General features: G+C 55.8%; 31 protein-coding genes. 3 read left to right on the forward strand and 28 right to left on the reverse strand.

Annotation, left to right across the window (positions count from 1 at the left end; genetic code table 11):
* Positions 1-18: 18 nt before the first annotated feature.
* From glyS to ACAF76_RS13780, 18 genes are all read right to left on the reverse strand, one after another.
* Positions 19-2,088, reverse strand: coding sequence for a glycine--tRNA ligase subunit beta (glyS, locus tag ACAF76_RS13695; protein ID WP_400164069.1), 2,070 nt, complete (start codon positions 2,086-2,088; stop codon positions 19-21).
* Complete coding sequence (glyQ, locus tag ACAF76_RS13700) at positions 2,081-2,998, reverse strand: glycine--tRNA ligase subunit alpha (protein ID WP_400164184.1); 918 nt, start codon at positions 2,996-2,998, stop codon at positions 2,081-2,083. The genes glyS and glyQ overlap by 8 nt, the downstream gene beginning before the upstream one ends.
* 328 nt (positions 2,999-3,326) lie before the next feature.
* The gene (gene recO, locus ACAF76_RS13705) at positions 3,327-4,088 is read right to left on the reverse strand and encodes a DNA repair protein RecO (RefSeq protein WP_400164070.1); all 762 of its coding nucleotides are present in this window, start codon (positions 4,086-4,088) and stop codon (positions 3,327-3,329) included.
* The gene (locus ACAF76_RS13710) at positions 4,079-4,234 is read right to left on the reverse strand and encodes a YqzL family protein (RefSeq protein ID WP_400164071.1); all 156 of its coding nucleotides are present in this window, start codon (positions 4,232-4,234) and stop codon (positions 4,079-4,081) included. Before ACAF76_RS13710 ends, recO begins: the two co-directional genes overlap by 10 nt.
* A gap of 105 nt (positions 4,235-4,339) precedes the next feature.
* Entirely contained in the window at positions 4,340-5,257 is a 918-nt protein-coding gene (era, locus tag ACAF76_RS13715; RefSeq protein WP_400164072.1) for a GTPase Era, read from the reverse strand.
* Positions 5,250-5,648 (reverse strand): cytidine deaminase, encoded by a 399-nt coding sequence (locus ACAF76_RS13720; protein WP_400164073.1) that lies wholly within the window; start codon positions 5,646-5,648, stop codon positions 5,250-5,252. The genes era and ACAF76_RS13720 overlap by 8 nt, the downstream gene beginning before the upstream one ends.
* Positions 5,649-5,780: 132 nt before the next feature.
* The gene (locus tag ACAF76_RS13725; RefSeq protein ID WP_400164074.1) at positions 5,781-6,173 is read right to left on the reverse strand and encodes a diacylglycerol kinase; all 393 of its coding nucleotides are present in this window, start codon (positions 6,171-6,173) and stop codon (positions 5,781-5,783) included.
* Positions 6,174-6,182: 9 nt separating this feature from the next.
* Positions 6,183-6,632 (reverse strand): rRNA maturation RNase YbeY, encoded by a 450-nt coding sequence (ybeY, locus tag ACAF76_RS13730; RefSeq protein WP_400164185.1) that lies wholly within the window; start codon positions 6,630-6,632, stop codon positions 6,183-6,185.
* Positions 6,633-6,661: 29 nt separating this feature from the next.
* Positions 6,662-7,657, reverse strand: coding sequence for a PhoH family protein (locus tag ACAF76_RS13735; RefSeq protein WP_400164075.1), 996 nt, complete (start codon positions 7,655-7,657; stop codon positions 6,662-6,664).
* A 38-nt stretch (positions 7,658-7,695) separates the two neighbouring features.
* Positions 7,696-8,916 (reverse strand): sporulation protein YqfD, encoded by a 1,221-nt coding sequence (gene yqfD, locus ACAF76_RS13740; RefSeq protein ID WP_400164076.1) that lies wholly within the window; start codon positions 8,914-8,916, stop codon positions 7,696-7,698.
* A 41-nt stretch (positions 8,917-8,957) separates the two neighbouring features.
* Positions 8,958-9,242: a sporulation protein YqfC gene (gene yqfC / locus ACAF76_RS13745; RefSeq protein WP_400164077.1), complete on the reverse strand. Its 285-nt coding sequence runs from the start codon at positions 9,240-9,242 to the stop codon at positions 8,958-8,960.
* Between the two features lie 133 nt (positions 9,243-9,375).
* On the reverse strand, positions 9,376-9,585 hold the full coding sequence (locus tag ACAF76_RS13750; RefSeq protein ID WP_400164078.1) for a sigma-70 family RNA polymerase sigma factor: 210 nt from the start codon (positions 9,583-9,585) through the stop codon (positions 9,376-9,378).
* 157 nt (positions 9,586-9,742) lie between these two features.
* Complete coding sequence (locus tag ACAF76_RS13755; RefSeq protein WP_400164079.1) at positions 9,743-10,231, reverse strand: hypothetical protein; 489 nt, start codon at positions 10,229-10,231, stop codon at positions 9,743-9,745.
* A gap of 11 nt (positions 10,232-10,242) precedes the next feature.
* Complete coding sequence (floA, locus tag ACAF76_RS13760) at positions 10,243-11,241, reverse strand: flotillin-like protein FloA (protein WP_400164080.1); 999 nt, start codon at positions 11,239-11,241, stop codon at positions 10,243-10,245.
* 6 nt (positions 11,242-11,247) lie between these two features.
* A complete protein-coding gene (locus ACAF76_RS13765) occupies positions 11,248-12,597 on the reverse strand; it encodes a nodulation protein NfeD (protein ID WP_400164081.1) in 1,350 nt (449 codons plus the stop codon).
* Between the two features lie 145 nt (positions 12,598-12,742).
* A complete protein-coding gene (locus ACAF76_RS13770) occupies positions 12,743-13,189 on the reverse strand; it encodes a GatB/YqeY domain-containing protein (RefSeq protein WP_400164082.1) in 447 nt (148 codons plus the stop codon).
* A gap of 17 nt (positions 13,190-13,206) precedes the next feature.
* A complete protein-coding gene (gene rpsU / locus ACAF76_RS13775) occupies positions 13,207-13,380 on the reverse strand; it encodes a 30S ribosomal protein S21 (protein WP_007727630.1) in 174 nt (57 codons plus the stop codon).
* Between the two features lie 108 nt (positions 13,381-13,488).
* On the reverse strand, positions 13,489-13,818 hold the full coding sequence (locus ACAF76_RS13780) for a histidine triad nucleotide-binding protein (protein ID WP_400164083.1): 330 nt from the start codon (positions 13,816-13,818) through the stop codon (positions 13,489-13,491).
* Between the two features lie 213 nt (positions 13,819-14,031).
* On the opposite strand from ACAF76_RS13780, the gene ACAF76_RS13785 reads away from it, so the two are divergent.
* Entirely contained in the window at positions 14,032-15,420 is a 1,389-nt protein-coding gene (locus tag ACAF76_RS13785) for a UDP-N-acetylmuramoyl-tripeptide--D-alanyl-D-alanine ligase (protein ID WP_400164084.1), read from the forward strand.
* A 122-nt stretch (positions 15,421-15,542) separates the two neighbouring features.
* On the opposite strand, the gene ACAF76_RS13790 is transcribed toward ACAF76_RS13785, so the two are convergent.
* Positions 15,543-16,664 (reverse strand): D-alanine--D-alanine ligase, encoded by a 1,122-nt coding sequence (locus tag ACAF76_RS13790; RefSeq protein WP_400164085.1) that lies wholly within the window; start codon positions 16,662-16,664, stop codon positions 15,543-15,545.
* A 228-nt stretch (positions 16,665-16,892) separates the two neighbouring features.
* On the opposite strand from ACAF76_RS13790, the gene ACAF76_RS13795 reads away from it, so the two are divergent.
* Positions 16,893-17,411: a hypothetical protein gene (locus ACAF76_RS13795; RefSeq protein WP_400164086.1), complete on the forward strand. Its 519-nt coding sequence runs from the start codon at positions 16,893-16,895 to the stop codon at positions 17,409-17,411.
* 48 nt (positions 17,412-17,459) lie between these two features.
* Here ACAF76_RS13795 and ACAF76_RS13800 read toward each other — a convergent pair whose 3' ends face one another.
* On the reverse strand, positions 17,460-18,758 hold the full coding sequence (locus ACAF76_RS13800; RefSeq protein WP_400164087.1) for a class I SAM-dependent rRNA methyltransferase: 1,299 nt from the start codon (positions 18,756-18,758) through the stop codon (positions 17,460-17,462).
* 96 nt (positions 18,759-18,854) lie between these two features.
* Here ACAF76_RS13800 and ACAF76_RS13805 point away from each other — a divergent pair, with 96 nt between their 5' ends.
* Positions 18,855-19,805, forward strand: a complete 951-nt coding sequence (locus tag ACAF76_RS13805) for a Na/Pi cotransporter family protein (RefSeq protein ID WP_400164088.1) — start codon at positions 18,855-18,857, stop codon at positions 19,803-19,805.
* A gap of 18 nt (positions 19,806-19,823) precedes the next feature.
* Here the strand turns inward: ACAF76_RS13805 and ACAF76_RS13810 are convergent, their stop codons facing one another.
* The 8 genes from ACAF76_RS13810 to dnaJ form a co-directional block, all read right to left on the reverse strand.
* Positions 19,824-20,489 carry an LrgB family protein gene (locus ACAF76_RS13810; RefSeq protein ID WP_400164089.1) on the reverse strand — a complete coding sequence of 222 codons (666 nt, stop codon included), beginning with the start codon at positions 20,487-20,489 and terminating at the stop codon, positions 19,824-19,826.
* Entirely contained in the window at positions 20,482-20,877 is a 396-nt protein-coding gene (locus ACAF76_RS13815; protein ID WP_400164090.1) for a CidA/LrgA family protein, read from the reverse strand. The genes ACAF76_RS13810 and ACAF76_RS13815 overlap by 8 nt, the downstream gene beginning before the upstream one ends.
* A 227-nt stretch (positions 20,878-21,104) precedes the next feature.
* Positions 21,105-21,770 (reverse strand): deoxyribose-phosphate aldolase, encoded by a 666-nt coding sequence (gene deoC, locus ACAF76_RS13820; protein WP_400164091.1) that lies wholly within the window; start codon positions 21,768-21,770, stop codon positions 21,105-21,107.
* Positions 21,771-21,775: 5 nt separating this feature from the next.
* On the reverse strand, positions 21,776-22,204 hold the full coding sequence (locus ACAF76_RS13825; RefSeq protein WP_400164092.1) for an NUDIX hydrolase: 429 nt from the start codon (positions 22,202-22,204) through the stop codon (positions 21,776-21,778).
* A complete protein-coding gene (gene mtaB / locus ACAF76_RS13830) occupies positions 22,201-23,559 on the reverse strand; it encodes a tRNA (N(6)-L-threonylcarbamoyladenosine(37)-C(2))-methylthiotransferase MtaB (RefSeq protein ID WP_400164093.1) in 1,359 nt (452 codons plus the stop codon). Before mtaB ends, ACAF76_RS13825 begins: the two co-directional genes overlap by 4 nt.
* A gap of 2 nt (positions 23,560-23,561) precedes the next feature.
* Complete coding sequence (locus ACAF76_RS13835; protein WP_400164094.1) at positions 23,562-24,338, reverse strand: 16S rRNA (uracil(1498)-N(3))-methyltransferase; 777 nt, start codon at positions 24,336-24,338, stop codon at positions 23,562-23,564.
* An 18-nt stretch (positions 24,339-24,356) separates the two neighbouring features.
* The gene (gene prmA / locus ACAF76_RS13840; RefSeq protein ID WP_400164095.1) at positions 24,357-25,298 is read right to left on the reverse strand and encodes a 50S ribosomal protein L11 methyltransferase; all 942 of its coding nucleotides are present in this window, start codon (positions 25,296-25,298) and stop codon (positions 24,357-24,359) included.
* 63 nt (positions 25,299-25,361) lie between these two features.
* Positions 25,362-26,492: a molecular chaperone DnaJ gene (gene dnaJ, locus ACAF76_RS13845; RefSeq protein ID WP_400164096.1), complete on the reverse strand. Its 1,131-nt coding sequence runs from the start codon at positions 26,490-26,492 to the stop codon at positions 25,362-25,364.
* Positions 26,493-26,526 lie beyond the last annotated feature (34 nt).

A 26,526-nucleotide genomic window follows, 5' to 3' on the forward strand; every position in this document is an offset into this window, starting at 1 on the left:
TCACATCGCCCGAGCTGATCAGGCAAAGACGAGCTTGGAGAAATCGGCGTACCCGAAAATCAGGCGCGACAAGCGCAGCAGCAAGCCCAGACGGTTGTTGCGCACCGAAGTGTCCTCAGCCATGACCATCACCTGGTCAAAGAAGGTGCGAATTGGCCCGCGCAGAGTAGCAAGCACCGTCAATCGCTTGTCCTCGTCAGCCAGATTGGCTGTTTCCTGCTGCACGGCGAGGTAGGCTTTGTACAGCTCGCGTTCGACAGCTTCCGCGAACAACGCTTCGTCCACGTGATCCGCCTCGGCCTTTTGCGCCAGGTTGTGAACGCGGTTGAACTGCTCGACGACGAGCTTGAATTCTTCGTCTGCGACCGCTGCCATCAGTGCTTTTGCCTTGGCCAGAACAGCAGGCACGACCATCGCGTCTGCGGACAGGACAGCGTCGATCACGTCGTAGCGGATGCTGTTTTCCTGCAACAGGTTTTTCAGGCGAAGGGCGAAGAAATCGACCAGGTCCTGCTTCACTTCATCCACCGGCCTTTTGGCTACCCCTTGCTCGGCATATGCTTGCAGAGCAGCGTCCCACAATCGGTCAAGCGGCAGCGCCCAGCCGCGCTCGTTCAAAATCGTGACGATTCCGGCAGCCATGCGGCGGAGTCCGTACGGGTCGGCCGATCCGGTCGGCACGATCCCGATCGAGAAGGTACCTGCAATCGTATCCAGCTTGTCAGCCAGGCTGACGATCGCGCCTGGCACCGAGGCCGGCAGTTGGTCACCGGCAAAGCGGGGCAGGTAGTGTTCGAATACTCCTTGCGCCACGACGTCGCTTTCCTTCGCTTTTTTGGCGTAGTCTGCACCCATGATCCCTTGCAGCTCAGGGAATTCCCCGACCATGTTGGTGACCAGGTCAAACTTGGCGATCTCGGCAATCCGGTCTGCCTGCTCGGTCTGCGCCGCGCTGACGTTCAGCATGGCAGCGATTTGTGCAGCCGCCTTGCGCACGCGGCGCACTTTATCCCCGATCGTGCCCAGTTCTTCGTGGAATACGATCGTCTCCAGCCGCTTGAGGCAACTGTCAATCGACAGCTTCTGGTCTTCCTCATAGAAAAAGCGGGCGTCGGAGAGACGGGCACGCAGTACCTTTTCGTTCCCTTTGGCGACGTTGTCCAATGCCCGGCTGTCGCCGTTGCGGACAGTGACGAAATGATTGAGCAATTCCCCCTCGGCGTTTTCCACCGGGAAGTAGCGCTGATGCTCACGCATGGACGTGACCAGCACCTCCCGCGGGATGCTCAGAAACTCCGGCTCAAAGGTTCCATACAGTGCGGTCGGATATTCGACGAGATGGACAACCTCGTCGAGCAAGCCTTCGTCCATCGGGATCGTCCAGCCTTTTTCCTGCTCCATGCGGCGAATCTGCTCGATGATCGCGGCTCGGCGCTCCTGCGGATTGACCATGACATACTGCTCGGCCAGCTTGCTGACGTACTCACCCGGATGGGACAATTCCACTTCTGTACCGAGGAAACGGTGCCCGCGGGTAACCCGTCCACTTTTCACACCGGTGATGTCGAGATCGACCAGATCGTTGCCGTACAAGGCTACGAGCCAGCGGATCGGACGAACGTACTTCAGGTCATAGGCGCCCCAGCGCATGTTTTTCGGGAAATTCATTCCGGCGATAACGTCGCCAAGCTGCGGCAGCAGCGCGGTCGTCTCTTTCCCCGCTTCCGATTTGCGCGCGTGAACGTACTCGACGCCGTTTACTTCCTTGAAGTACAACTGGTCCACTTCCACTCCGTTGCTGCGGGCAAATCCTTGCGCCGCTTTCGACCAGTTGCCTGCTTCGTCGACGGCGATCTTTTTCGCCGGTCCTTTTGCTTCTTCATTGCGATCCGGCTGTTTTTCAGCCAAGCCGTTGATCAACACGGCAAAGCGGCGCGGCGTTTCGTAGGCGACAATCTGCTCGTAGGGCAAACGCTCAGCGGCAAGCCACTTCTCCACTTTCTCCTGCAATTGCGCCGCTGCTTGCGCGACAAAACGCGCCGGCATTTCCTCCAGACCGATTTCCAACAGCAAATCGCGTTTACTCATTTGAATCCGCTCCTTTCCCACCGTTCACCTGTTGTGCGCCGTCTTGTTTCAGCATCGGGAAGCCGAGTCGCTCCCGCTCGGCGTAGTAGGTCTGTGCGACTTCACGCGAGAGATTGCGGACCCGTGCGATGTAGCCGGTGCGTTCGGTGACACTGATCGCCCCGCGCGCATCGAGCAGGTTGAAGGTATGGGAACACTTCAGCACGTAATCGTACGCCGGATAGACAAGGCGCTCTTTCATCAATCGTTTTGCTTCTGCCTCGTAGGTGTTGTACAGATTGAACAGCATGTCCACATCAGACAGCTCGAAGGTGTACTTGGAATGTTCATACTCCGGCTGGAGGAATACATCCCCGTACGTGACGCCATTTACCCACTCCAGATCGAAGACGTTTTCTTTCTCCTGGATGTAAGAAGCGAGCCGCTCCAGTCCGTAAGTGAGCTCGACCGCTACCGGCTTGCATTCCAGACCGCCTACTTGCTGGAAGTAGGTGAACTGCGTAATCTCCATTCCGTCCAGCCACACTTCCCAGCCGAGTCCCCACGCGCCAAGCCCCGGATGCTCCCAGTTGTCCTCGACAAAGCGGATGTCGTGCTCCAGCGGCTCAATGCCCAGTTCGCGCAGGCTTTCCAGGTAGAGCTCCTGAATGTTGTCAGGCGACGGCTTCATAATCACCTGGAATTGATGGTGCTGGTACAGGCGGTTCGGGTTCTCCCCGTAACGACCGTCTGCGGGACGGCGGGATGGCTCCACGTAGGCCACGTTCCATGGCTCCGGCCCGATCGAGCGCAAAAACGTCATCGGGTTCAGCGTCCCCGCCCCTTTTTCCACGTCGTACGGCTGCACGATCAGGCAATTTTGCTTTGCCCAAAAGTTTTGCAACGTCAAAATGATGTCCTGAAAAGTCATTTTCATGCCTCAACTTCCTCCTCACATAGTCAGAACACCTCAATCGAGGCTCCTGTACAGTAAAAAAACCTCCCGTCGCCTACACCGTCTGAGACAGACCGTGTAGGGACGAGAGGATTCTCTCGCGGTTCCACCCTACTTGGCGAAAAAATTCGCCCACTTTCAGTTACACATTGCTCCGGAACGCCCTTCATCAGCTTGGTGACCGGGCTCCCACCCTCCCCGGTTCGCTACGACAGCCAGCAGCCGACTACTCCTTTCCATCATGGCAATTTCAGTATCAAATTTGCTACTTATCATAGCGAAAACAAAGGCCGATGTCAATTCATCACTTCTCCGGCATTTGCATGCGTTCCAATTGTTCGAGAAAAGAGCGGCTTTTCAGACGAAGATCGAGGTGCTCGTCCATGTAACTGCGCAGCACATGCTTGAGCTGGGTGCGGGTCGCTTGCTTGACCTCGATCTCGCCCAGCCGCTCCACGTCAAACACCTGGAACAGCCGAAGCATTTTCCAGGTCGAAGGCGTGATGGCGATCGCGTACGGGTCGGAAGCAACACAGGCAGGGCACAGCAAGCCCCCCTGACCGATGCTGAACACATACGGTTCACGCTGCTCCCCGCACATGACACAGCCGGAAAGCTGGGGCGAGATGCCCGCTACCTGTAGCATTTTCGTCTCAAAAATGCGGCAGAGAATTTCGGCGTCTCTGCCTTCGTTCAAATACTGCAGCATATGTACCAGCAGTTGAAACAGATACGGATTTGCTTCTCTCTCGTGCGTCAGGCGATCGAGCAACTCCGCCATGTAGGCAGCGTATGCGGTAGCGCTCAAATCGAGCCGCATCGCTTTGTAGGAGTTGACTACATCGCCTTGTGAAAGGTCAGGCATCCCGCTGCCCGGGCCTGCCTTGCACAAGTAATAGCCGTGGGTGAACAATTGGGAGACGGCAGCGATGCGACTCTTGGCTTTTTTGGCACCGCGCGCCATGATCGCCAGCTTGCCGAGCTCCCGGGTAAACAAGGTTACTACTTTACTGGACTCGCCGTAGTCCACACCGCGGATCACGATGCCTTCCCACTTTACAAGCATGCCTCTTGGTCACCCAATTCCTCCTGGGCAAAATCTGCCGACTCCTGCTCTCCAGAAGCCGGGATCTGGTGGTGATCTCGGTAAAGAAGGTAGGCATGAATATCACCGGTACTAGCGAAAACTCGCCAAGAAAAGTCACGAAGCATGGAGCATCTTCCTTTCCTGTTTCGGTGGATCCACTTCCTTCTTAGAATCACCCTCGCCCTTTTTTCTATCCGTTGGAAAAATTACCTCTTGACATATATTGGAGTTTAGTCTTCGTCGTAGAAACCGAAGTTTCTCAGCATTCGCTCCTGGTTGCGCCAGTCTTTTTTCACCTTGATCCACAATTCCAAAAACACCTTGTCGCCCAGCAGACGCTCGATGTCATGGCGGGCGCGCCGGCCGATCTCCTTGAGCATCTGCCCTTTTTCACCGATCAGAATACCGCGCTGCGAATCGCGCTCGACGTAGATGGCGGAGTAGATATACAAGGTCTTTCCGTTGTCTCCGCGCTTCATCTCCTCGACGACGACGGCGATGGAGTGCGGCACTTCCTCGCGGGTCAGGTGCAGCACCTTTTCCCGGATCAGCTCCGCGACGATAAAGCGCTCGGGGTGATCGGTTACCTGGTCGGCCGGATAAAACATCGGCCCTTCTTGCATTTCGCTGAAAATCGCTTCGGAGAGCGAACTCGTGTTGTTCCCTTCGAGTGCGGAAATCGGGATGATCTGCTTGAAGTCGTACAGCTTGCGGTAGTCGTCGATGATCGGCAATAGCGCTTCCGGATGCACCTTGTCGATTTTGTTGATGACGAGGAAGACAGGGGTTTTTACCTGCTTCAGCCGCTCGATGATGTACTCGTCGCCCGCGCCCCGCTTTTCCGTGGCATCCACGACGAACAGGACGAGATCCACTTCGTTCAGCGTGTTTTCCGCGACCTGTACCATGTAGTCGCCGAGTTTTGACTTGGGCTTGTGGATGCCCGGTGTATCGATAAAAATGACTTGTCCTTCATCGGTGGTGTGCACCGCGGTAATTTTGTTGCGCGTCGTTTGCGGCTTGTTCGACATGATTGCGATCTTGCGTCCGACCATGTGGTTGATCAGCGTCGATTTGCCTACGTTCGGCCTGCCCACAATCGTGACGAAGCCTGACTTGAAAGATTGTTTTGTCTTGCGATTATCCACGTAAATCCTCCTTGGTGAACGCTCCCGGAAGCAGAGCAGATACAGTCGTTTCCATGATTTCTCCGTTCAAATTCGCCAAATAGACAGGCATTTGCGGCGGGCAGAGCTCGGCCATCACCTGGCGGCAGGCTCCGCAGGGTGAAACTGGTCCAGGCGTGTCGGCTGCTACGGCGAGCGCGCGATACGATGTCTTGCCTTCGGAAAAGGCTTTGAACAGCGCTGTCCGCTCGGCGCAATTGCACAGAGAGTAAGCGGCATTTTCAATATTGCAGCCAAGCACGACTTCGCCTTCCTCCGTCAGCAGGGCAGCGCCCACCGGAAAGTTCGAATAAGGCACATAGGCCGCGTCCCGAGCCGCAATTGCCTTGGCTACCAACTCACGTATATCCATTTTATCATCCCTCACTTATGAATCTGTACGCATGACCCGAACAGTGCCGACCATCATCCCGCGACCATTGTACATTCTGATAGACGAGAAGAAACCCGACCGTTGCCCGAAGTACGGGAAACAGTCCGGCCCTCATCCGTTGCCGAAAAGATTCCATCCCACCCACTTTTGATACAAAGGCGGGCCAAACACCGCGATCCCGACCCCAACGGAAAAGATCGCCGCCACCAGGACCGCTCCGGCTGCAGCGTCCTTGGCGATTTTGGCCTTGATGTGCCAGTCTGGCGAGAGCAAGTCGACGACGGCCTCAATCGCCGTGTTGACCAGCTCCAGACTCCATACCAGGGCGATCGCCAGCAATACGAGAATCAGGTGCAAGGGGGGAATCTGCAGCCACCAAGAGGCCGCCAGCGCGAGCACGGCAGCCACAATATGAATCTGCATGTTTCGCTGTGTCTTCGCTGTGTGCACTACGCCTTGCGCTGCACAGCGCAGGCTTCGCCCAAAACGTCGCCACTCGTTCACGCTGATCGCCTACCTCGTCAGGCCGATTTGCGCCAGCACTTCTTCTTGGCGGGAAAACATTTCCTTTTCTTCTTCCGCTGTTCCGTGATCGTAGCCGAGCAGGTGGAGAAAGCCGTGGACAGCGAGAAAACCGAGCTCCCGCTCCAGCGAATGGCCATACTCCTCGGCCTGCTCCTGCGCCTTGGGCAAGGAGATGATGATGTCTCCTAGCATGTTCGGGTAATCCGCCAACTCACTCTCGTCGATGTAGATGTCCATCTCGCCTTCCCCGGACTCGTTCATCGCAAAGGAAAGCACATCGGTCGGCCGGTCCACACCGCGGTAGTCCCGGTTCAGTTCGTGAATGCGCTCGTTGTTGACCAGGGTTACCACCACTTCCCCCTCGACCTCTTCGCGTTGCGCCGCTGCCTGGATGCAACGGATCATAAGCTCCTGCAACTGTTCGGAAATGGGTTCAATCTCTTCATGTAGAATTTCTACTGACAGCACTACATCCGTCTCCTTGCTTCTTCTCGTTCGCCTTCGTCCGACTCTTCCACGGCGTAGGCTTGAATGATTTTTTGCACGAGGCTGTGGCGGACGACATCCCCCTCCTGGAAGCGGATAAAGGCAATGTCTCCGATGCCTTGCAAAATGCGCTCAGCTTCCCGCAGCCCTGATTTTTTTCCTTTGGGCAGGTCGACCTGAGTGACGTCACCGGTAATGACCATTTTGGAACCGAAACCGAGCCTCGTCAAAAACATTTTCATCTGCTCCGGCGTCGTGTTTTGGGCCTCGTCCAAAATGACGAAGGAATCCTCCAGGGTACGCCCCCGCATATACGCGAGCGGAGCGACCTCGATCAAACCTCGTTCCATCATCTTGGCGACCTGCTCGGTGCCAAGCATATCGTATAAAGCATCGTACAAGGGGCGCAGATACGGGTCTACCTTCTCCTGCAAATCCCCTGGCAAGAACCCCAGGCTTTCCCCGGCTTCCACTGCAGGTCTGGTCAGCACAATCCGTTTGACACGCCCGTTTTTCAAGGCAGTCACTGCCATTACCACGGCCAGGTAGGTTTTCCCCGTACCGGCAGGACCGATGCCAAAGACGATGTCCCGCCGCTTGATCGCCGACAGGTAGTGGCGCTGTCCCAATGTCTTGGCGCGAATCAGCTTGCCTCTTTGGGTGCGGGCAACCTCTTCCTCGTAAATATCGAGAAGCTGGGCTGCTTCGCCTTGTCTGGTCAGCTTCATCGCATACGAGATGTCTCGTTCCGATAGTGTGATTCCCCGGCGGATCAGTTGCAGCAAAACGCCGATCAGCTCGGACAGTTTTTCCACCTGCTCCCGTTCTCCACTGATTACCAGTTCGCCCTCTCTGGTCATAACCTTCGCCGCGTATTGTTCCTCGATCAATTTTAGGTACGCGTCGTGCGGTCCAAACAGCAACAAGGCCTCAGATGCGTCTGAAAATGGGATTCTTACCTCTTCTTGTACGTGCAACAGGCTTCCATCTCCTTGAAACGGTTATCATCCATTGGTCACGGCTGCCCGCCTCCATTGGACGGCGGTTGCGGCACACCGAGAATCGGCTGCTCGACAGCAATCTCTTCGATGACCGAAAAATGAATGCTTACGTAAACTTTACCATTCTCCGATGTGCTGTGCAAAACTTTTTCCGCGCGAATCACAGCATCCGTACCCGCTTTGTGCAAAATGTCTTCTCTCGCAAAACGCATTGCCTGTTCTGTCGCCTCTTCTACGGTCAGCTCCCGCTTGGTCGGCACTACCTCGGACTGGGTGATCAGCTTCCAGCCGAGCGGCGAGCTGAAGCCTGCGTACTCGGGGATGTAGCGCTTCTCTTCGCTCTCAAACTGCTGGAACGTCTGCTCCTTCTTCCAAGGCCACACCTGTACAGCGTAGGGGCCGACGAGCAAATGATGCTCCTCGTACCGTTCCCCCGTCAAACGGAAGTCGTTTTGCGCCAACGGTACGGACACATTGCTGATGTACCAGACCTCGCCTTTTACCGTACCGCGAGCGGAAACTGCCTGCTGGCGGGTCTCGTTGCCGATGATGCCCGAAATCAGCACTTGCCCTTTTTCCACCAGTTGGTTGACGCGAACCTGGCTTCTGCCCGCTTCCGGCAAAATCGTATGGATCATCGCCCGCTTCTTGGCAACCAGGTTGCGCGGGCCAGTCGGCTGCGGCTTGACGGGTTCTTGCTTTTCCACGACCTGCAGGGTGACTTTGGTCCCCTGGATCGTCACCCCTACCCACTCAGCCTGGGGCAGCAGGTTTTCCAGCTCCCTTTTCAAGACGAGCGGTTCCTTTAGTTTGACCTTCCATGCCCCTTCTTTAATCCCGATTTGTTCGGCTGCCGCCAGCACCTGCTGCGGGCTCATCATTTTCGTGCCTGTCACCTCGACCGACCAGACGAAGGAGGAGAGCATGTACAATCCGACGAAAAACAAAATCCCTCCGATCGCCAAACCGGCTCTGCGGCGCAGCCGAAGCAGCCAGAATGGAAAGCCTCCTCTCGTCTCCACATGCAGCCGACAGCCTGTCTCCCGCATCAACGGACGCAAGCGGAAGTAGTCGGAAATGACGATGTCGCAGCGGCATGTCTCTGTCCCGACACGCCTGATATTCCAGATCCGCACTCCTTCTCGCACAGCCAGGTTCAGGAAGCGCTCGAAACGCTTCCCGTGAACGGTAACCGTCACATATCCATCCATCCATTCCTGCAGCCTATTTCGCATCCAGATCCCCGCCTTCCCTTGCAATCACGCGTAATTAGCCACTACGGCTTTTCCAAAAATTTCACGCCGCCGATTCTGCCTTCCAGCAGTACCTCCTCCGGCAAAATGGCCCGGATGACGAGTTGCTCGCCATGCACAATCAGCTGTCCGTTCGTTAACAGCAAGCGGAGCTCTTTTTCACTAAAGTGCAGAACTCCGCGATGGTTTTCTATGTACATTTGCAGATGCCCGATCATCGTGATCCGCGGGACTTCCAGGACTACGTCTTGCGGCAGATCCAATACCCCTCCGGCCAACTGGCGCAGACGGCGGCCCCAACGCCTCATGGAATAGCCCCCTTCCTAAGTCGTAACCGTTTCATATCCATGTGTATGCAGCCGCTGCGGGATACATGCGCGCTGACTGCATGCCACATACAAAAATGCCGCCTGTGGACAGGCGACATTTCGTTTGGACCGTTTATTTCTTTTCTCCCTGGGCGGGCAAGGGGCTTGCTTTCGACAGCGCTCTCCATTTTTTCAACACGCGTTTTACCTTTTCCGCCGTGCAGCCGCAGGCAATCGCCGTCTCGTAAATCGATTTTCGTTCGATGATGGCAAGCTGCACCACCTTTTTGCGGAACTTTCCCAATCGCTCCCACGCTTGCGGATCAACGGTTTGTTGACTCATCCCTCATACCCCCTGACTACAATTGGAAGTTTTTTCTATACAATCAGGATAGACAAGCGGGTTTTGCGAGACAAGACAAGCTGTACGCATTTTTTCGACATCGTTCAACAAAAAAACAGGCATGCCCGGTCGCATGCCTGTTTTCACGATCTATCTGCTATTCATTTCGTCGTGCGTACGGAGGTCGATACGGCGATTTGGAACGAGGCTGACCAAAAATCAGCGCCCACTTCATCCCTTCGCGGGGATCGACCAGCGGTGCTGCCTGCTGTGGCGACGGGACAGCAGCGCGGTCGTCTCGCGTGCTCCATCGTCCTCTTCCGTCTTCGAAACCGTCCTTTTGTGCAGCAGCCGATTCCCGAATTGCCCCCTCGTAGGCCAGTTCCTCCGGAGCAATCGGTTCGTACTTGGCAGAAGCGCGCACACGCTTGCGACCCTGACTCTCGCCTGCGGGTTGCATCTGTTGTGGCGCTGCAGGAGCAGCGGGTCGTTTGGACTGCTCCTCGACCCACTTTTTGCCCTGCTTGCCGAAGAACTTGAAGAGGATATACCCCACGATCAAGAACCAAAACTTGCCCACCAACGGCCATGCCCAGGCCAACAAGTCAGCTACGAGGTCCAGGATCAAAAAGATAAGATCGTCCATCTTGATCTACCTTAATCCTGTTCTTCTTCTGGCTGGGATTTGTCAGCAGGCACACCGAACGATTCGCGCATCTGCGTATCTGCCGCGATGTTTTGCAGGTTGTAGTAATCCATTACACCCAGTTTTCCTGATTTCAGGGCATCGGCCAGGGCAATTGGCACTTGCGCTTCGGCCTCGACTACTTTCGCTTTCATTTCCTGTACCCGCGCCTTCATCTCTTGCTCGGTCGCCACAGCCATAGCGCGGCGTTCTTCCGCTTTCGCCTGGGCAATTCGCTTGTCTGCCTCCGCCTGGTCGGTCTGCAGTTCGGCACCGATGTTTTTGCCGACATCGACATCGGCGATATCGATGGAGAGAATCTCGAATGCCGTACCTGCATCCAGCCCTCTGTTCAATACGCTCTTGGAGATCATGTCCGGGTTTTCCAATACATCCTTGTGGCTCTCCGAAGAACCGATCGTCGAAACGATCCCTTCCCCGACACGGGCGATGACCGTTTCTTCACCCGCACCACCGACCAGTCGATCGATATTGGCGCGAACCGTTACCTTCGCTTTGGTACGCAGCTCGATCCCGTCTTTTGCCATCGCAGCGACGACAGGTGTTTCGATTACTTTCGGGTTTACGCTCATCTGTACCGCTTCGAGTACGTCGCGGCCAGCCAGGTCGATGGCAGCAGCACGCTCGAAGCCGAGCGGGATGTCCGCCCGCTGTGCCGCAACCAGTGCGTCAATGACGCGGTCGACGTTACCGCCAGCGAGATAATGGCTCTCCAGTTGGTTCGTATCCATTTCCAGTCCGGCTTTGCGCGCCTTGATCAGCGGGTTGACGATCCGCGACGGAACGACGCGGCGCAGGCGCATGGCCACCAGGGTGATAATCCCGACGCGCACGCCCGAGGCGAGCGCCGAAATCCAGAGCATGACCGGTACAAACGAGAAGAAAATCGAAAGTACCACGATGGCTACAGCAGCCATAAAAATAAGAGGAATCAATCCACCATCAAACATCAGCATCTACTCCTTCGTTTCATCTTCTTGTACGACCACACGGCCGCCTTCTACCTGGGTGACGACGATGGGGGTCCCAGCCGCGATAAACGCACCTGGCGACACGGCATCTACCCGAGCCCCGTCAATTTTTGCTGTCCCGGAAGGACGAAACGGCGTGAGGGCAATCCCTTTCTTGCCGACCAGATCACTCTGGTTTTTCGGGGCCACATAGCCCTGTTCGTTCTTTTGCGCATCTCCCAGGATAAATCGGTTGAGCAATCCCTTGAATCCGAATTTCTTGATCAAGAAGAACGTCACGATCCCGGTAATCAAGACCGCAATTCCCAGTGAGGCAAGTCCTTGCTGCGTATCGTAAGCTGCCATCACAAGCCCGCTGACGATACTGATAAATCCGATTGCGCCGACGATGCCGCCAGGGAGAAAAATCTCGAGAATCATCAATAAGATTCCAAAAACAAATAGTGCGATATGCAGCCAGTTGGCAAATCCGGCAACGAAATGCCCGAAGAAATACATGCCAAAGGAGAGAAGCGAAATCGTACCTGCCACGCCAAATCCGGGCGCGAACAGCTCCACGACGATTCCGACCAGACCGATGACCAAAAGCAGGCTCATTACGACCGGGCTAGTGACCCAGCGCGCGACGCGTTCGCTCATGGTCGGTTCGATCGTCTGCAGGGATTGCGGCGAGATGCCAAACTGCACGAGCAGTTCATCCCTGGTATTGACCAGACGATCGGCATAGCCAAGCTGCTTGGCTTGCTCCGCATCGAGCGAGAGAACGGTTCCTTTTGGCTTCAGTCCGGGAAATTCCGTGTCGATCTCGACCATTGCCCGGGCTACCATCTCATCGCGGTTGTTCAGCTTTGCCGCAGACACCATCTGATTGGACCAGGCAGAAATGAACTTGATGTCCGCTGCATTCCCTGCCATCGTGATCGGTGTCGCCGCCCCGATGCTGCTGCCTGGCGTCATCACAATTTCGTTGGCATTCAGCGCGATATACGTCCCTGCCGAAAACGCCTGATTGTCGATGTACGCGACCACATGCATCGGTGATTGGCGAACCAGCTCGCCGATCGCACCTGCGGCCTCGACTTCCCCGCCTGGCGTATCGATGTCTAAAATGACCAAATCAGCCTGCTGCTGCTCCGCTTCAGCAAAAGCCCGGCGCAAAAAGGCTTCCAATCCTTGCTCGATCGTTTTTTCCACCGGAATCCAGACAGCTTTCTGGAACGTCTGTGCCGTCGCAGGCTGTGGCTGTGGCAGTACCGCCAGCACCAGCGCAGCGAGGATGCAAAAGAACGACAGCAGCAAGCGAGCACGTCTGAAGACGTATCGGTTTGTATCCACCATGTCAACCTCCCTTCTACTTATCATCTTCCACGGATGGTCACTATGGTATACGAACGTGAACGTGAATTGTTTCAAAAAAAGAAAAACCCAACCGCTAGTACGGTTGAGTTTTCCTGTCGTATCTATATGAGGGATTTATTTGCTACACGGGTAGTTCCTCAGATACAATCTTTTGCACGAGGGTACCATCTGCTCTGCCTTTTACTTTCGGCATAATTGCCCCCATCACTTTGCCCATCTCCTTTTTGGAGCTGGCATTGGTAGCGGCAATCGCTTCCCGAACGATAGCGCGAATTTCATCTTCGCTAAGCTGAGCGGGTAAGTATGCGGAGAGCACATCGATCTCTTCGCGCGTTTTGGAAGCAAGCTCATCACGGCCTGCTTTCTCGAATTCGTGGAGGGATTCACGGCGTTGTTTTAACTCACGAGTCAAGATGGTCAGCTCTTCATCGTCAGACAACGGTCTGCCTTGGTTAATCTCTTCGTTCTTTAACGCGGCTTTCACCATGCGAATAACAGAGAGTTTTAGAGCAGCTTTGTCCTTCATTGCCTGCTTCATATCTTGATTGAGTCGCTCCATTACACTCATGATGGGCCCTCCGTCCATTAAAACTTGCGCTTGCGAGCTGCTTCGGATTTCTTCTTGCGTTTGATGCTAGGCTTCTCAAAGTGACGACGTTTACGCAGTTCTGCCATCACCCCAGATTTTGCGCTTTCACGCTTGAAGCGGCGAAGTGCGCTATCCAAAGACTCGTTTTTCTTGACTCGAATTTCTGCCATTTGTCTTCCCTCCCTCCGCTAAAACCGTGGGACGCCTGAATCGGTATCGCGAACAGACTGTCACACCTCATTATAGGATATATGACCAGCGAAGGTCAACTATCCCTTCTACTTTTCTTCATGGAATCCAGCCAAAAAGTGGTAGTGAATGTGAAAAACTTCTTGTCCGCCTTCCTTGCCGCAGTTGTTCACCAGGCGAAAGCCTTTTACTTCCAGCTTCTTCGCCAATGTTTGCGCTACGCGGTGAATATGGCCGATCAAAGGAAGATCCTCCTCCGTCACATCCATCAGCGTCGGGATCGGTTTGCGCGGGATGATCAACAGATGTACAGGCGCTTTCGGAGCGATGTCGTGAATGACGATCACCTGCTCGTCCTCGTACTCCACCCGGGCGGGAATTTCCTTTTCCATGATGCGCGTAAAAATGCTTTTTTCCATTGTACAAACTCCTTTCATCGCGTCAGCGGCCATTGTGTCATATGTACGAACAGTCTCACTACATGATAGCGAACGAAGGCAGTCAAAAGCAATCCCTTGCCCTGTCGCAATTAACGCTTGCGGCATGAATGACTGCGTGATAGCATGACTTCGAGGTTGGAAGCATTACATATGTACATCACTAACGGATTTTTGGAAAAGGAGCTCGTGGACATGAAACCAATCCGATTGGAACAGGCTGCGATCCTGGCGGAGGGTATGCTTTTGGCGGGACGTCCCGCAGCAGAAGTCGCGTCCGTCCACTTTGACACGCGCCAACTTGCTGCCGGCTCTCTGTTTGTCGCCCTTACCGGCGGTGCCAGGGACGGCCATGACTTCCTTTTGCAAGCGGCGGAAAGCGGAGCGGTCGGCGCCATCATTTCCGAGCAAGACAAGATTCCTGAAGGGCTGCCTGAGGAGTTTGCGCTGATTCTGGTCAACGACACGCTGCGCGCCTTTCAGAAGCTGGCTGCCGGCTACCGCAAATCGTTTGCCATCCCGCATATTGCCATCACCGGAAGCATCGGCAAGACGACGACCAAGGACATCGTCGCCCATGTGCTGGAAAGCCGCTACCCGCTGTTGAAGACGTATAAAAACTACAACAACCACATCGGGGTTCCTCTCACTTTGCTGCAGCTTGAGCCCGATCACCAGGCTGCCGTGCTGGAGCTGGGGATGAACCACGCTGGCGAGATTGACCTGCTCGCCTCGCTTGTACAGCCCGAGATCAGCGTCATCACTTACATCGGAGAGTCGCATATCGAGTACTTTGGCACGCGGGAGAAAATTGCCCTGGCCAAAGCAGAGCTTTTGCCTCACACCGCGCCTGACGGACTCGTGCTGCTGAACGGCGATTCTTCGTATTTGCGGCAAATCGCCCATCTGTACGCCGGGGAGATCATGTACTACTCCGTTGCCGGAAAAGCGGATGCTGGCATCTGGGCCGAAGACATTCGCTTCATGGAAGACGGAATGCAGTTTGACGTCTGCTTTGCTTCGGGAGAGCGCTTCTCTGCCTTTTTGCCGCTGTACGGCGAACACAACGTGCTCAACGCGCTGCCCGCTGTCGCCATCGGCAAGCGGCTGGGGATGAGCCACGAGGAGATCGCTCGCGCACTCGCCACCGTGAGACTTTCCGCGATGCGTTTTGAACAGGTACATTCGGCCCACGGCGCGCTCTACATCAGCGATGCGTACAACGCCAGTCCGCCTTCCATGCAAGCGGCAATCGGGACATTCGCGGAGCTGTTTCCGGAGCGCAAAAAAGTATTGGTGCTGGCTGACATGTTCGAGCTGGGAGCAGAGAGCAAAGAGCTGCATGCGCAGGTAGGCGCTTATGCCGATCAGTTGCGCGATCGATTCGAGCTGCTGGTGACGATCGGCGACCACACCCGCTACCTGAACGAAGCGTACGAAGGCAAGAAGATTCACTTCGCGAACAAGCAGGATGTGCTGCCTACCCTGCTCGCCCTGCGCGATGCGCAGCACGCCTTCCTGTTTAAGGCCTCAAGAGGGAACGAGCTGTGGACGGTCATCGACGACCTGGAAAACTGCGACTGACCGCTCCGCCTCCCCGCTTTGATTGCTGCCACCTTTCTGCAGACAGGGGCAGAAGCGGGACAAAAAAGCACACCCTGGACACCGGGTGTGCTTTTTCTTTTTCTCGTATTCTCTATCGTCGCTCAATCGAGTCCTTCTGCTTCCACGGCATTGCGCTGCTTGTCAGCGTGACGCTCGATCGCCAACCGGACGAGTCTGTCGATCAGCTCGGGGTAGCTGATGCCCGCTGCCTGGAACAGCAACGGATACATGCTGTGCGGCGTAAAGCCGGGCATGGTGTTGACTTCGTTGATGTACAGCTTGTCGTTTTCTTCATTCCAGAAAAAGTCGACGCGGGAGAGACCGGATGCATCCAAAGCCTGGAACGCCTTCTTCGCGATCTGCGCGATTTCCTCCGCGACATGCTCCGGCACCTGGGCCGGAATCTGCAGCTCCGTCCCCGCTCCTTTGTACTTGGCTTCGTAGTCGTAAAACTCCTTGGAGGCGATCACTTCGCCGACGACGGACGTAACCAGTTCCTCGTTGCCGAGTACACCGATTTCCAATTCTCGCGCTTTGACGAATTCTTCGACGATCAGACGACGGTCAAAGCGGGCCGCCAGTTCGAGCGCCTGCGCCAGTTCCGCGCGGTTTTTCGCCTTGCTGATCCCGACGCTGGAGCCCATGTTGGCCGGCTTGACAAAGCAGGGATAGCCAAGCTCCTGTTCGATCCGATCCATCGTTGTGTCGCGTTCTTTTTCCCACTGCGAACGCAGTAGCCCGATATAGTTGACTTGCGGCAATCCGACTTGGGCAAACACCGTTTTCATCATCCATTTGTCCATGCCTACCGCCGAGGCCATCACGCCTGTTCCCACGTACGGCAGGTTCGCCAGTTCGAGCAGCCCTTGGATCGTGCCGTCTTCCCCGTTCGGTCCGTGAATGACGGGAAAAATCACATCGACGTCCTGGCTAAGCGTAAAAGGCGAAGCGACTGCGGACTTCGCCAGACTTTTGCCCGCCGACGCTTCTGCCTTGTCTGTGCTTCCATCTGTCAAGCGCAGGGGGGCGATCGTCTCCGGGAGCTGTCCCGTCAGCGCTTCGCCTCTGATCCATTTGCCTTCCAGCGAAACAAAAACGGGAATTACCTCGTATTTTGCAGCATCTACGGCCTTTATGACCGACAAAGCGGTGCGCAAGGAAACCTCGTGCTCGGAAGATTTTCCCCCGTAGATGATGCCGAGACGTATTTTCTCTCTGTTCATGTATGCCAGGCCCCTTTCCTCTTTCGTGCCACCAAAAGAGCTACAACGTATGTTTTCTCCCATCCTATGCAAATGCCTAGTACAGCTCTACTGCCAAAGAATCCATCCTACAGGATACACAAAGCCCCCTGCAATTACAAGGGACATCCGATGCACAGGCAACCCAACTTTATCATATCATGCCACTAACTATTCGATCTTGGTGCTTTTTTGCAGGAGGAATGTTCCATGAGAGATTACCTGCTCTTTTGCACGTATTGCTCATCCTTTACGCTGCTCCACAGCTACGACAAGGAGAACGGAACTTTTCTGGGCGAGTATTCCTTGCTTCACAACCACTATACGGAAGACAGCATCGTTCTCAACAAGTTTTTGCTGACGCACCTGGGGCACACGATCCGCCCCATCCCCTCGCAGACGGAAGAGTACAGAGAAATTATTTGCACCGCTGACCACTTCCTGGCGAACGACATCGACAAGTACGTAGAGGAGAGCATGGCGCGTCGAAAATTCATGGAGCGGGACCGGCAAAGCGAGCGGGAAATCGGGCAAGTGCAGCTATACGTGATCGAACATCTGCTGACGCATGAACTGCAGATGCTCTCCCAGGCACGGGCTTTCACGCCTGCCGAAGGGCAAGTCCTGCTCGGCAAAGAGCTGGGTCTCAAGCAGTCCCTAGAAATCGTACGCCGTGTCATCGCCGACAAGCCGTTCTCCTCGTCGGCCGAAGCCTCGCACGAAGCGTAAATCCTCACGGCAAAAAAGCCCCTTATCCGAGGGGCTTCCTTGTTTTTTCTATCGTCTGTCGCGCACTTCGAAGATGGCGAACTTGAGGTAATCGCTCTCCTCTGCGCCGCTAATCTGCGGATGATCCTTGCCTGCTCCACGCCACTCGATCAGGCGCAGCAGCTTTTTCGCGTCGAGGGCTGCCTGCTGGATCGTCTCCAGGAACAGCTCCGGCGACATGTGGTAGGAGCACGATGCGGTGACCAGGTAGCCTCCCTGGCGGACGAGCTTCATTCCGTTCAGGTTGATGTCTTTGTAGCCGCGGACTGCTCCTTTGACTGCGTTGCGCGATTTGGCGAAGGCAGGCGGGTCGAGAATGACGACATCCCAGCTTTTTCCCGCCGCTACCTGCTCACGCAAGTAGTCAAAGGCATTGGCGACGACGAAATCAACGCGGTGCAAAAAGCCGTTTCGCGTGATGTTGCGCTTTGCCGTCTCGATGGCATGCTCGGAGATGTCCAGCGCAGTCACTTTTTTCGCTCCGTGCTTGCAGGCGTTGAGCGTGAACGATCCGGTATGGGTAAAGCACTCCAGCACCTCTGCCCCGTCCCAGAACGGATTTTTCACGATCTTGCCGCGCTTGTCGACAGGGACGAGCTTCGTCGCCTGCCCCTCGTCCTGCGTCTCTTGCAGCGTGATGCCGTGGGACTCGCCCCAGCCTGTCATCAACGGGGCGATCGCGGCGCGGTTTTCCCTCTGGTCGTAGAAAAATCCTGTCTTTTGCCCATTTACGACGTCGACGATGTAGGTCAGACCGTTTTCCTCGATTTCCACCTCGGAAGGACATTCGCCGTACAGCACGCCTTTGCCTTGGGGCAGTCCTTCCAGCTCGCGGACCGGGACGTCATTGCGCAAGTAAATGCCGCGCGGTTGAAACACTTCCACCAGCGCATCGCGCACCCAATCCATTCGCTGCTCGATTCCCAGCGACAGCACCTGCACGACGAGAATGTCGTTGTAGCGATCGACGATCAGCCCCGGCAAAAAGTCAGCCTCTCCGTACAACACGCGGCATGCCTGCGGATTTTCCACGAAGCGCTGGCGAAACTGCGCCGCCTCGCGAATCTTGCGCAGAAAGAAGGAATAGTCGATCTCCTCCTTCGGATCGTAGCTGAGGATGCGGACGATCATTTGCGACGCTGGGTTGATGTAGCCTTTTGCCAGAAAATGCCCCTTGTGGTTGGCCACCTCGACGACCTCTCCCGGCTGTACCTCTCCTTCGATGCTCATCACTTCCGACTGAAATACCCACGGATGTCCCGCTTCCAATCTTTTCTTTCGATGCTGTTGCAACAAAATGCGTGCCACTCTCTTTTGGTCCTCCTTGTCATGCCTGTCTATGTACAAGCATAGCGTATAGTATTGTGCGGTTGTCCGTGTGGATGGAAAAAGAAAGGAAAGGAGATGTTTGTGGTGCTCTCCGTCCTTACCCCGTTTACTGTCGGCCTCAGTTTTTTTCTGTTTGGTCTGTTTGCGATGCGAACCGGCTTTCAAAACCTGGCCGGAAAAAAGATGGAAGCGTGGATGTCACGTGTGACGAGCACACCTGTCCACAGCTTTTGGGTCGGCTTGATCGCCACCTTTGTACTGCAAAGCTCCGGTGCCGTCACCGTGCTGACGATTGGACTGACCAATGCCGGGATGATTCCCTTCACGCAGACGGTGGGCATTATCCTCGGGACCAATCTCGGTACGACCGTCACCACAGAGCTGGTCGCGCTCAAGCTGGAATCGTTCGCCGTGCCCATGCTGCTCATCGGGGTCGCCCTCTGGCTGATGCCGCGCCGCAGCATACGCTGCGTCGGTCTGGTCGTCGCCGGATTCGGACTGATCTTTCTCGGCATCGATACGCTGAAAGTCATGGCCAAGCCGCTGGAGCAGTCAGAAGCATTTCGCTCCCTGTTTCAGGAAAGCCGCCATTCTCTCTGGATCGGGCTGATTACCGGGATGATCTTTACCGCCTTGATCCACAGCGGTTCTGCCACCACTGTGCTGACGATGGGGCTATTCAGTCATTCCCTGCTGTCCATGGAGACGGCTCTGGCCATCCTGCTCGGCGCCAACATCGGCACCTGCTTTACCGCTGTCATCGCCAGCTTTGGCGCCAATACGGCATCCAAGCAGGTTGCATGGTGCCATACGTTGTTCAATGTGGCGGGTGCGCTGCTGTTTTTGCCCTTTTTATCCCAGCTTGCCCTCGTCAGCGCTTTTTTAACGGACAATCCGGCCATGCAGATCGCCCATTCGCAGACGGTATTCAATCTCGTCTGCTCGCTGGCCGCGCTTCCTTTTGCCGCGCAAATCGGCCGCTTCATCCAGTGGCTGATCCCGGACAAACGGCGTCCTTCGCCGTAAGCGGCTGCACGCCTGCGTTTAAAACGAAAACGGAATCACGTATATCGAGGTGACGACACCGGCTACAATCATCGCGACGGTAGAGGCGGCAGTCTGGACGGCAGAGATGCGGTTCAGGCTGGCCGTACCGATCGCATGCGCGCTCGTCCCTACCGCGATGCCGATCGCCCGGTCATCCGTGATCCCGCCCCAGCGCAAGACCGGGCGGGCCATGATCGTTCCGGCAAAACCGGTGAGTGCCGTAAAAAACGCAGCCAACGCCGGAATCCCGCCAATCGATTGCGCCAGCTCCAAGGCGATCGGAGTCGTGACCGATTTGCTCATCATGCTGCGCACCATGGTGTCATCGTAGCCAAGTACCCAGTAGATCAGCATGACGGATAGAATCGCCACGCCACAGCCTGCACACACGCCCAACAGCACGCCCTTCCAGATGTGGGCAAATTCTTTGATGTGCTTTGCCAGCGGGATAGCCAGCGCGACCGTCGCCGGACCGAGCCAAAAGGAAATCCACTGCCCGCCGGAAGAAAAGGCCTGCCAGTCGCCCCCCAGCACCCACCAGACAAACCAGACGAGCACCACGCCGACGATCAAAGGCTGAAAGCGCGGGAAGCGGGCGTATATTGCAGTCGCCGCTTTGTATCCGGCCAATATGACCACAATGGCAAACAGTGACTCAAGCATCCAGGCTCCTCCCCTCTTGCGAAAGCTCCGTATTCGCCTGAGACTTCTCCCGTCTGACGTACCATTGGACGACTCTTCCCGTCACGAGCATGACGATGAAGGGCCCAAGCACGAGTGAAAGCAGGATCGGCAGCGGATCGTTTGCCACCACATTCATGTAAGACGAGACGCCCACGATAATCGGAATAAAAAACAGCATCATATGACGGATCAAAAAAGAACTTGCCCGCTCTACCCAATCCATGCGTATCCAGCCCATCACCAGCGCCAGCGCGAGCATGATCATGCCGAGCAGGCTGCCTGGCAGCGGGATGTGAAGCCACTGGTGCGCCAATGTACCTGCTGCGTAAAAGACGAGCAGGATCAGGATGCCACTGACGTATCTCATCTCTATTTCCTCTCCCTTTTCTCCCCTGAAAACGCGAATTCGCTCCTGCCTGCCTCGGTATTACTGCTGCTTTAGGCAGTTGAAGTCCGATGCCCCTTCATTATAGCAAAACATGGGCTGACAAGGCCGCGGAAAGAGCGATTCCTTTGCCTCCTACCGTATCTGCCATTATCGATGCCACGGGTACAGAAAAAAGCCTGACCTATGTCCTGGCCAGGCTTTTGGCATTAGTATCCCTGTTGTGCAGTCTTTTCACCGGTGACGATAGCGACGCCGGAGCTCGTGCCGATGCGGCTGGCTCCCGCTTCGATCATGGCAAGCGCTGTCTCACGGTCGCGCACTCCACCGGAAGCCTTCACGCCGAGCTTGTCCCCGACCGTTTTGCGCATCAGGGCGATGTCTTGCACTGTCGCTCCACCTTGCCCGAAACCGGTCGACGTCTTGACGTAATCAGCCCCGGCCTCGACACAGAGCTTGCAGGCAGTCTCTTTTTCTTCGTCTGTCAAAAGACCCGTTTCCAGAATTACTTTCAGCAGTACGTCGCCGGCCGCCTGCTTGACTGCAGCCACGTCGCGCTTGACGCTGTCCAGATCACCTGACTTGAGTGCGCCAATATTCAACACCATGTCCACTTCGCCTGCGCCATTGGCGATGGCGTCTTTCGTCTCGGCCGCTTTGCTGGCAGTCGTCGTCGCTCCCAGCGGAAAGCCGATCACGGTGCACACCTTTACTTCCGTCCCAGCCAACAGTTCCGCACAGCGTTTGACCCAGTACGGATTGACGCACACAGAAGCGAAGTTGTGTTCCTTTGCCTCGGCGCACAGCTTGTCGATCATCGCAGCAGTGGCCTCTGGCTTGAGCAGGGTATGGTCAATATAGCGATTCAGATTCATTTGGACTACACCTCGATCCCCAATTGTTGAAAAGCCAGCCGGAAGATGTTGTCGTTGTTTCGGTAGCCTCGCTCCAGCTGCAACGTCCACGCTTCGCTGGCGGTATGCCAGTGAACATCGTTGATCTCTTCAAGCTGTACCGTGATTTCCGTATTGTAGGCTTCTACCAGGTAGTAATGGACTTCCTTTTCGACTTGCTCTCCGTAGACCGGATGGGTGTAGTTGTAGGTGATCGTGTCCAGCTTTTCTCCCAGCCGCCCGGCAACCCCCGTCTCCTCCAGCACTTCACGCAGCGCTGTCTCTTCGATCGTCTCGCCCAGCTCCTGCTTGCCTTTTGCCAGTGTGACCTTGCCATATCGGTCTTCGATCAAGAGTAGCATGTATTCTCCGTCCTGCTGGCGGTAGACGACACCTCCTGCCGAAATTTCCTTCATATGGCTCGCTCCTTCAGAAGTGGTAGCTGCTCCTCTTCCAGTACACGCACAAAGCTGCCTTTGCAGTATTCGGTGCCCGGCTCGTCAAGACGAACCTTGCAAATTTTTCCAATCATGCTTTCGTCTCCAGGGAAGACGACATTCAGGTAGTTGTCGGAGTATCCCATCAGCAGGCCGCTTTCCGGCGCTTCCTTGTACGGACGTTCCGGAATCACTTCCAGCACCTCGCCGACGAACTGTTTGGAGTATGCGAGCTGCAGCTCACGGTTCAGCTCCAGCAGCTTGGCGACACGTTCATGCTTGATTTCTTCCGGAACTTGGTCGGTCATTCGTGCGGCTGGTGTCCCGGTACGCATCGAATACGGGAAGACGTGCAGCTCGGCAAAGCCGATTTTTTTGATAAAGGCGTAGCCGTTTTCAAACTGCTCTTCGGTCTCGCCCGGGAAACCGACGATCACGTCGGTGGTCAGCGCTACACCCGGCAGAGCCTGGCGCACTTTGACCATTTTCTCGTAAAATTCCGCGGTCGTATATTTGCGGCGCATGCGCTTCAGCACGTCGTCGTCTCCAGCTTGCAGCGGGACGTGCAAATGGCGGACGACGCGATCCGAGTTGTTGATCACTTCGATCACTTCATCCGTGATCTGGCTCGCTTCGATGGAGCTGATGCGGATTCGCTTCAGTCCTTCCACCTGGTGCAAGTCGACCAGCAGTTTGGCGAGGTTGTAGTCTTCCAAATCTTCGCCGTAGCCGCCGGTGTGGATGCCCGTCAAAACGATTTCCAGGTAGCCTGCCTCCACCAGTTTGCGCGCCTGCTCGACGACGCTCTCCGGCTTGCGGGAGCGCATCAGGCCGCGCGCCCACGGAATGATGCAGAAGGTGCAAAAGTTGTTGCAGCCCTCCTGGATTTTCAGCGAGGCGCGGGTCCGGTCGGTAAAGTTGGGCACGTCCAATTCCTCGAACTCGCGCGCTTTCATAATGTTTCCGACAGCGTTGATCGGAGCGCGGTCCTGGCGAATCTGGTTGACGTACTCAATCAGTTTTTCCCGTCCCTGTGTCCCGAGAATAATATCCACTCCGGGAATTTCGGCGATCTCGTTCGGCGAGGTCTGGGCGTAGCACCCGGTAACGGCGACGATCGCATCCGGGTTGCGGCGGATCGCGCGGCGAATCACCTGGCGGCTTTTCTTGTCGCCGGTATTGGTCACGGTGCATGTATTAATGATGTACACATCGGCGTCGTCCTGTTCAAAATCGACCCGTTGGTAGCCTTCTGCCTTGAACAACTGCCAAATCGCTTCCGTTTCGTAGCTGTTCACTTTACAACCTAATGTATGAAAAGCAACGGTAGACATTGCTATTCCTCCTTTCTTTCTGCTGCATCCGAACATCCGCTGCGCTTCTGCTCGAACTGATAGGAAGCCGCGGACAAAATATACTGGCTGGCCGTTTCGGTACGCAAAATGCGCGGCCCCAAAGAGACAGGAAGAAATCCCCCTGCCTGTGCCAGCGCTACTTCTTCGGCAGAGAACCCGCCCTCTGGACCGACGAGAATCAGCAGACTGTCATCTGCCTTCATCGTTTCCAGGAGCTGATGCAGGGTTGCCCCGTCTTCTTTTTCATATGCGATCGCGCAATGCGTATACTGGGCAGGTTGCTTCAACATTTCACGAAAACTCACCGGAGCGAGAAGCTGCGGCAGTACCGCCCGATGCGATTGCTCGGCCGCTTCCTTGATGATTTTGCGCCAGCGCTCCAGCTTTTTCGCCTCTTTTTTGGCGTCGAGCTTGACGATCGTGCGCTCCGAGGTAAACGGAAAAAAGGAGTACGCTCCCAGTTCCGTCCCCTTTTGCAAAATCCACTCCATCTTCTCGCCTTTGGGCAAACCTTGTCCGATCGTGATACGGACAGGCAACTCCGTCTGCTCGCTCAGCGCTTCGACGACCTGCCCCTTCACTTCCTTGGAAGAAAGCTGGGTCAGGCGAACCCGAGACGTTCGCCCCGCGCCGTCTGAGACGAGGATCTGCTCTCCCTCTTTCGCCCGCATCACATTCACGATATGGTGGACATCTTCGCCCGTAATCGTGATCTCGTCGTCGGCAAAGAGGTCTGGATCGACAAAATATCGTTGCACCTCGCCAACCTCACTATTCTATCTTTTTTTCGAGACAATTGCTACCCAGTCGTCGATGCTAATCATCTCCACGATTTCCATCCCCGAAGCGACAATCGCCTGCTTCACGTCTTCTGCCCGCGCTTCGATTATGCCGGATGCGATAAAGACGCCGCCGGGCTTGAGCACGCGGAACACATCGTCGGTAAAGCGAAGGATCACTTCGGCGAGGATGTTGGCGACGACGACTTCGACCTGCTCCTCGATGCCGTCCAGCAGGTTGTTCTGCCTCACTGTGATCTGCTCGGCAACTCCATTCAGCTCCGTATTGGCCTGCGCTGAGCGAACGGCTACCTCGTCCAGATCCATCGCCAGCACATGCGATGCACCCAGCTTCACAGCGGCAATGCTCAAGATCGCCGTACCCGTACCGACATCGTAGACGCGATCGCCCGGCTGCAGGTATTTTTCCAGCGATTGCAGACAGAGGATCGTCGTCGGATGAGTACCCGTGCCAAATGCCATCCCCGGGTCCATCTCGATAATAATCTCGTCTTCGGAGCGCAGCTCGTACGCTTCCCAGACCGGCTTGATCGTCATCCGATCGGTGACGTGGATCGGCTTGTAGTACTTTTTCCAGGCGTGGGCCCACTCGTCTTCCCGGACATCGTTGACAGCGATCGTCGCCTTGCCGATGTCGAGTCCAAATGTGGTCAACTCCGCCAGCTGCTCTTTCAGCTCTTCTACCACATCGATCAGCTCGCTGCTGTCAGCAGGCAGATATGCCTTGACGAATACGCCCTCGTCGGGAAAATCATCCGGGGAGAGCTGGTATATTTCCCCAAACGGTGTATCCCACTGGCGATGCAGCACCTCGGGGTCCTCGATTACGACCCCGTTTGCACCCAATTCATACAAAAGACTGGAGACCGCCTCCGTCGCTTCTGCAGTTGTATGGATACTAATTTCCGACCAGTTCATGTACCTACACTCCCCCTGTATGCTGCCTATCCTGCTTCCGGATGGAATCAGGGCATCCCGCTGCTACTCGCCACGGAAAGCCCGTTTCATTTTTTCAAAAAAGCTCTCGTCTTCTCCGCTGCCGTGCTGTCCAGGCTTTTCCCCCGACAATTCGGCCAGCTCGCGAAGCAGTTCTTTTTGTCTGTCGCTCAATTTCGTCGGCGTAATGACCCGCACTTTTACGTGCTGGTCGCCTCTGCCGTTTCCGCGCAAATGCGGAACCCCTTTGCCGCGCAGACGGAAATACGTCTCCGTCTGAGTACCGGCAGGAATCTTCAGCTTGACGCGGCCATCCACAGTCGGCACCTCGATTTCATCTCCGAGTGCAGCCTGGGTATAGGTGAGCGGGACTTCACAGTAAATATCGATTCCTTCCCGCTCGAAAAACTCGTGCTGTTTTACTCGCAACACGACATACAAGTCGCCTGGAGGACCACCGTTGATGCCTGGTTCTCCTTCGCCGGAAACGCGAAGCTGCGCTCCGTCGTCGACGCCTGCCGGAATGTTGAGGTGGATCTTGCGGCGGACTTTGACCCGGCCGCTGCCTCGGCAGGAGCCACACTTCTCTTTGACCACCTTGCCTTTTCCTTCACAAGTCGGGCAGACGCGGCGGTTCACAATTCGGCCGAACGGCGTATTGGCGACGACCTCTTGTTGCCCCGAGCCGTTACATGTCCGGCACGTCTCGACGCCAGATCCAGGCTTTGCCCCGGAGCCGTGGCACGTATCGCACTCCGCCTCTTTCGGGATTTCTACATCTGTCTCCTTGCCAAACACGGCGTCAAGAAAATCGATGCTCAGGCCAAACTGCAAATCGGCCCCTTTGCGTGGCGCATTCGGATTGGCCCTTCTGCCGCCACCGCCGAAAAACATGTCAAAAATATCGCCAAAGCCGCCCATGCCAGCGCCGTCAAAACCGCCGCCGCCAAAGCCCTGGTTCGGGTCCTGATGGCCGAAGCGGTCGTACTGTGCCCGTTTTTGCGGCTCGGACAAGATGTCGTACGCTTCTTTTACTTCTTTGAATTTTTCTTCTGCATCCGCAGCTTTATTCACATCTGGGTGATACTGGCGGGCCAGCTTGCGGTACGCCTTTTTGATCTCGTCCGCGCTCGCGTCCTTGGCCACCCCTAGCACTTCATAATAATCGCGTTTCATCTCCTATATCACTCCCACGACAGTCAACTGTTAT

The organism is Brevibacillus sp. TJ4, assembly GCF_044627595.2.
GTDB lineage: Bacteria > Bacillota > Bacilli > Brevibacillales > Brevibacillaceae > Brevibacillus.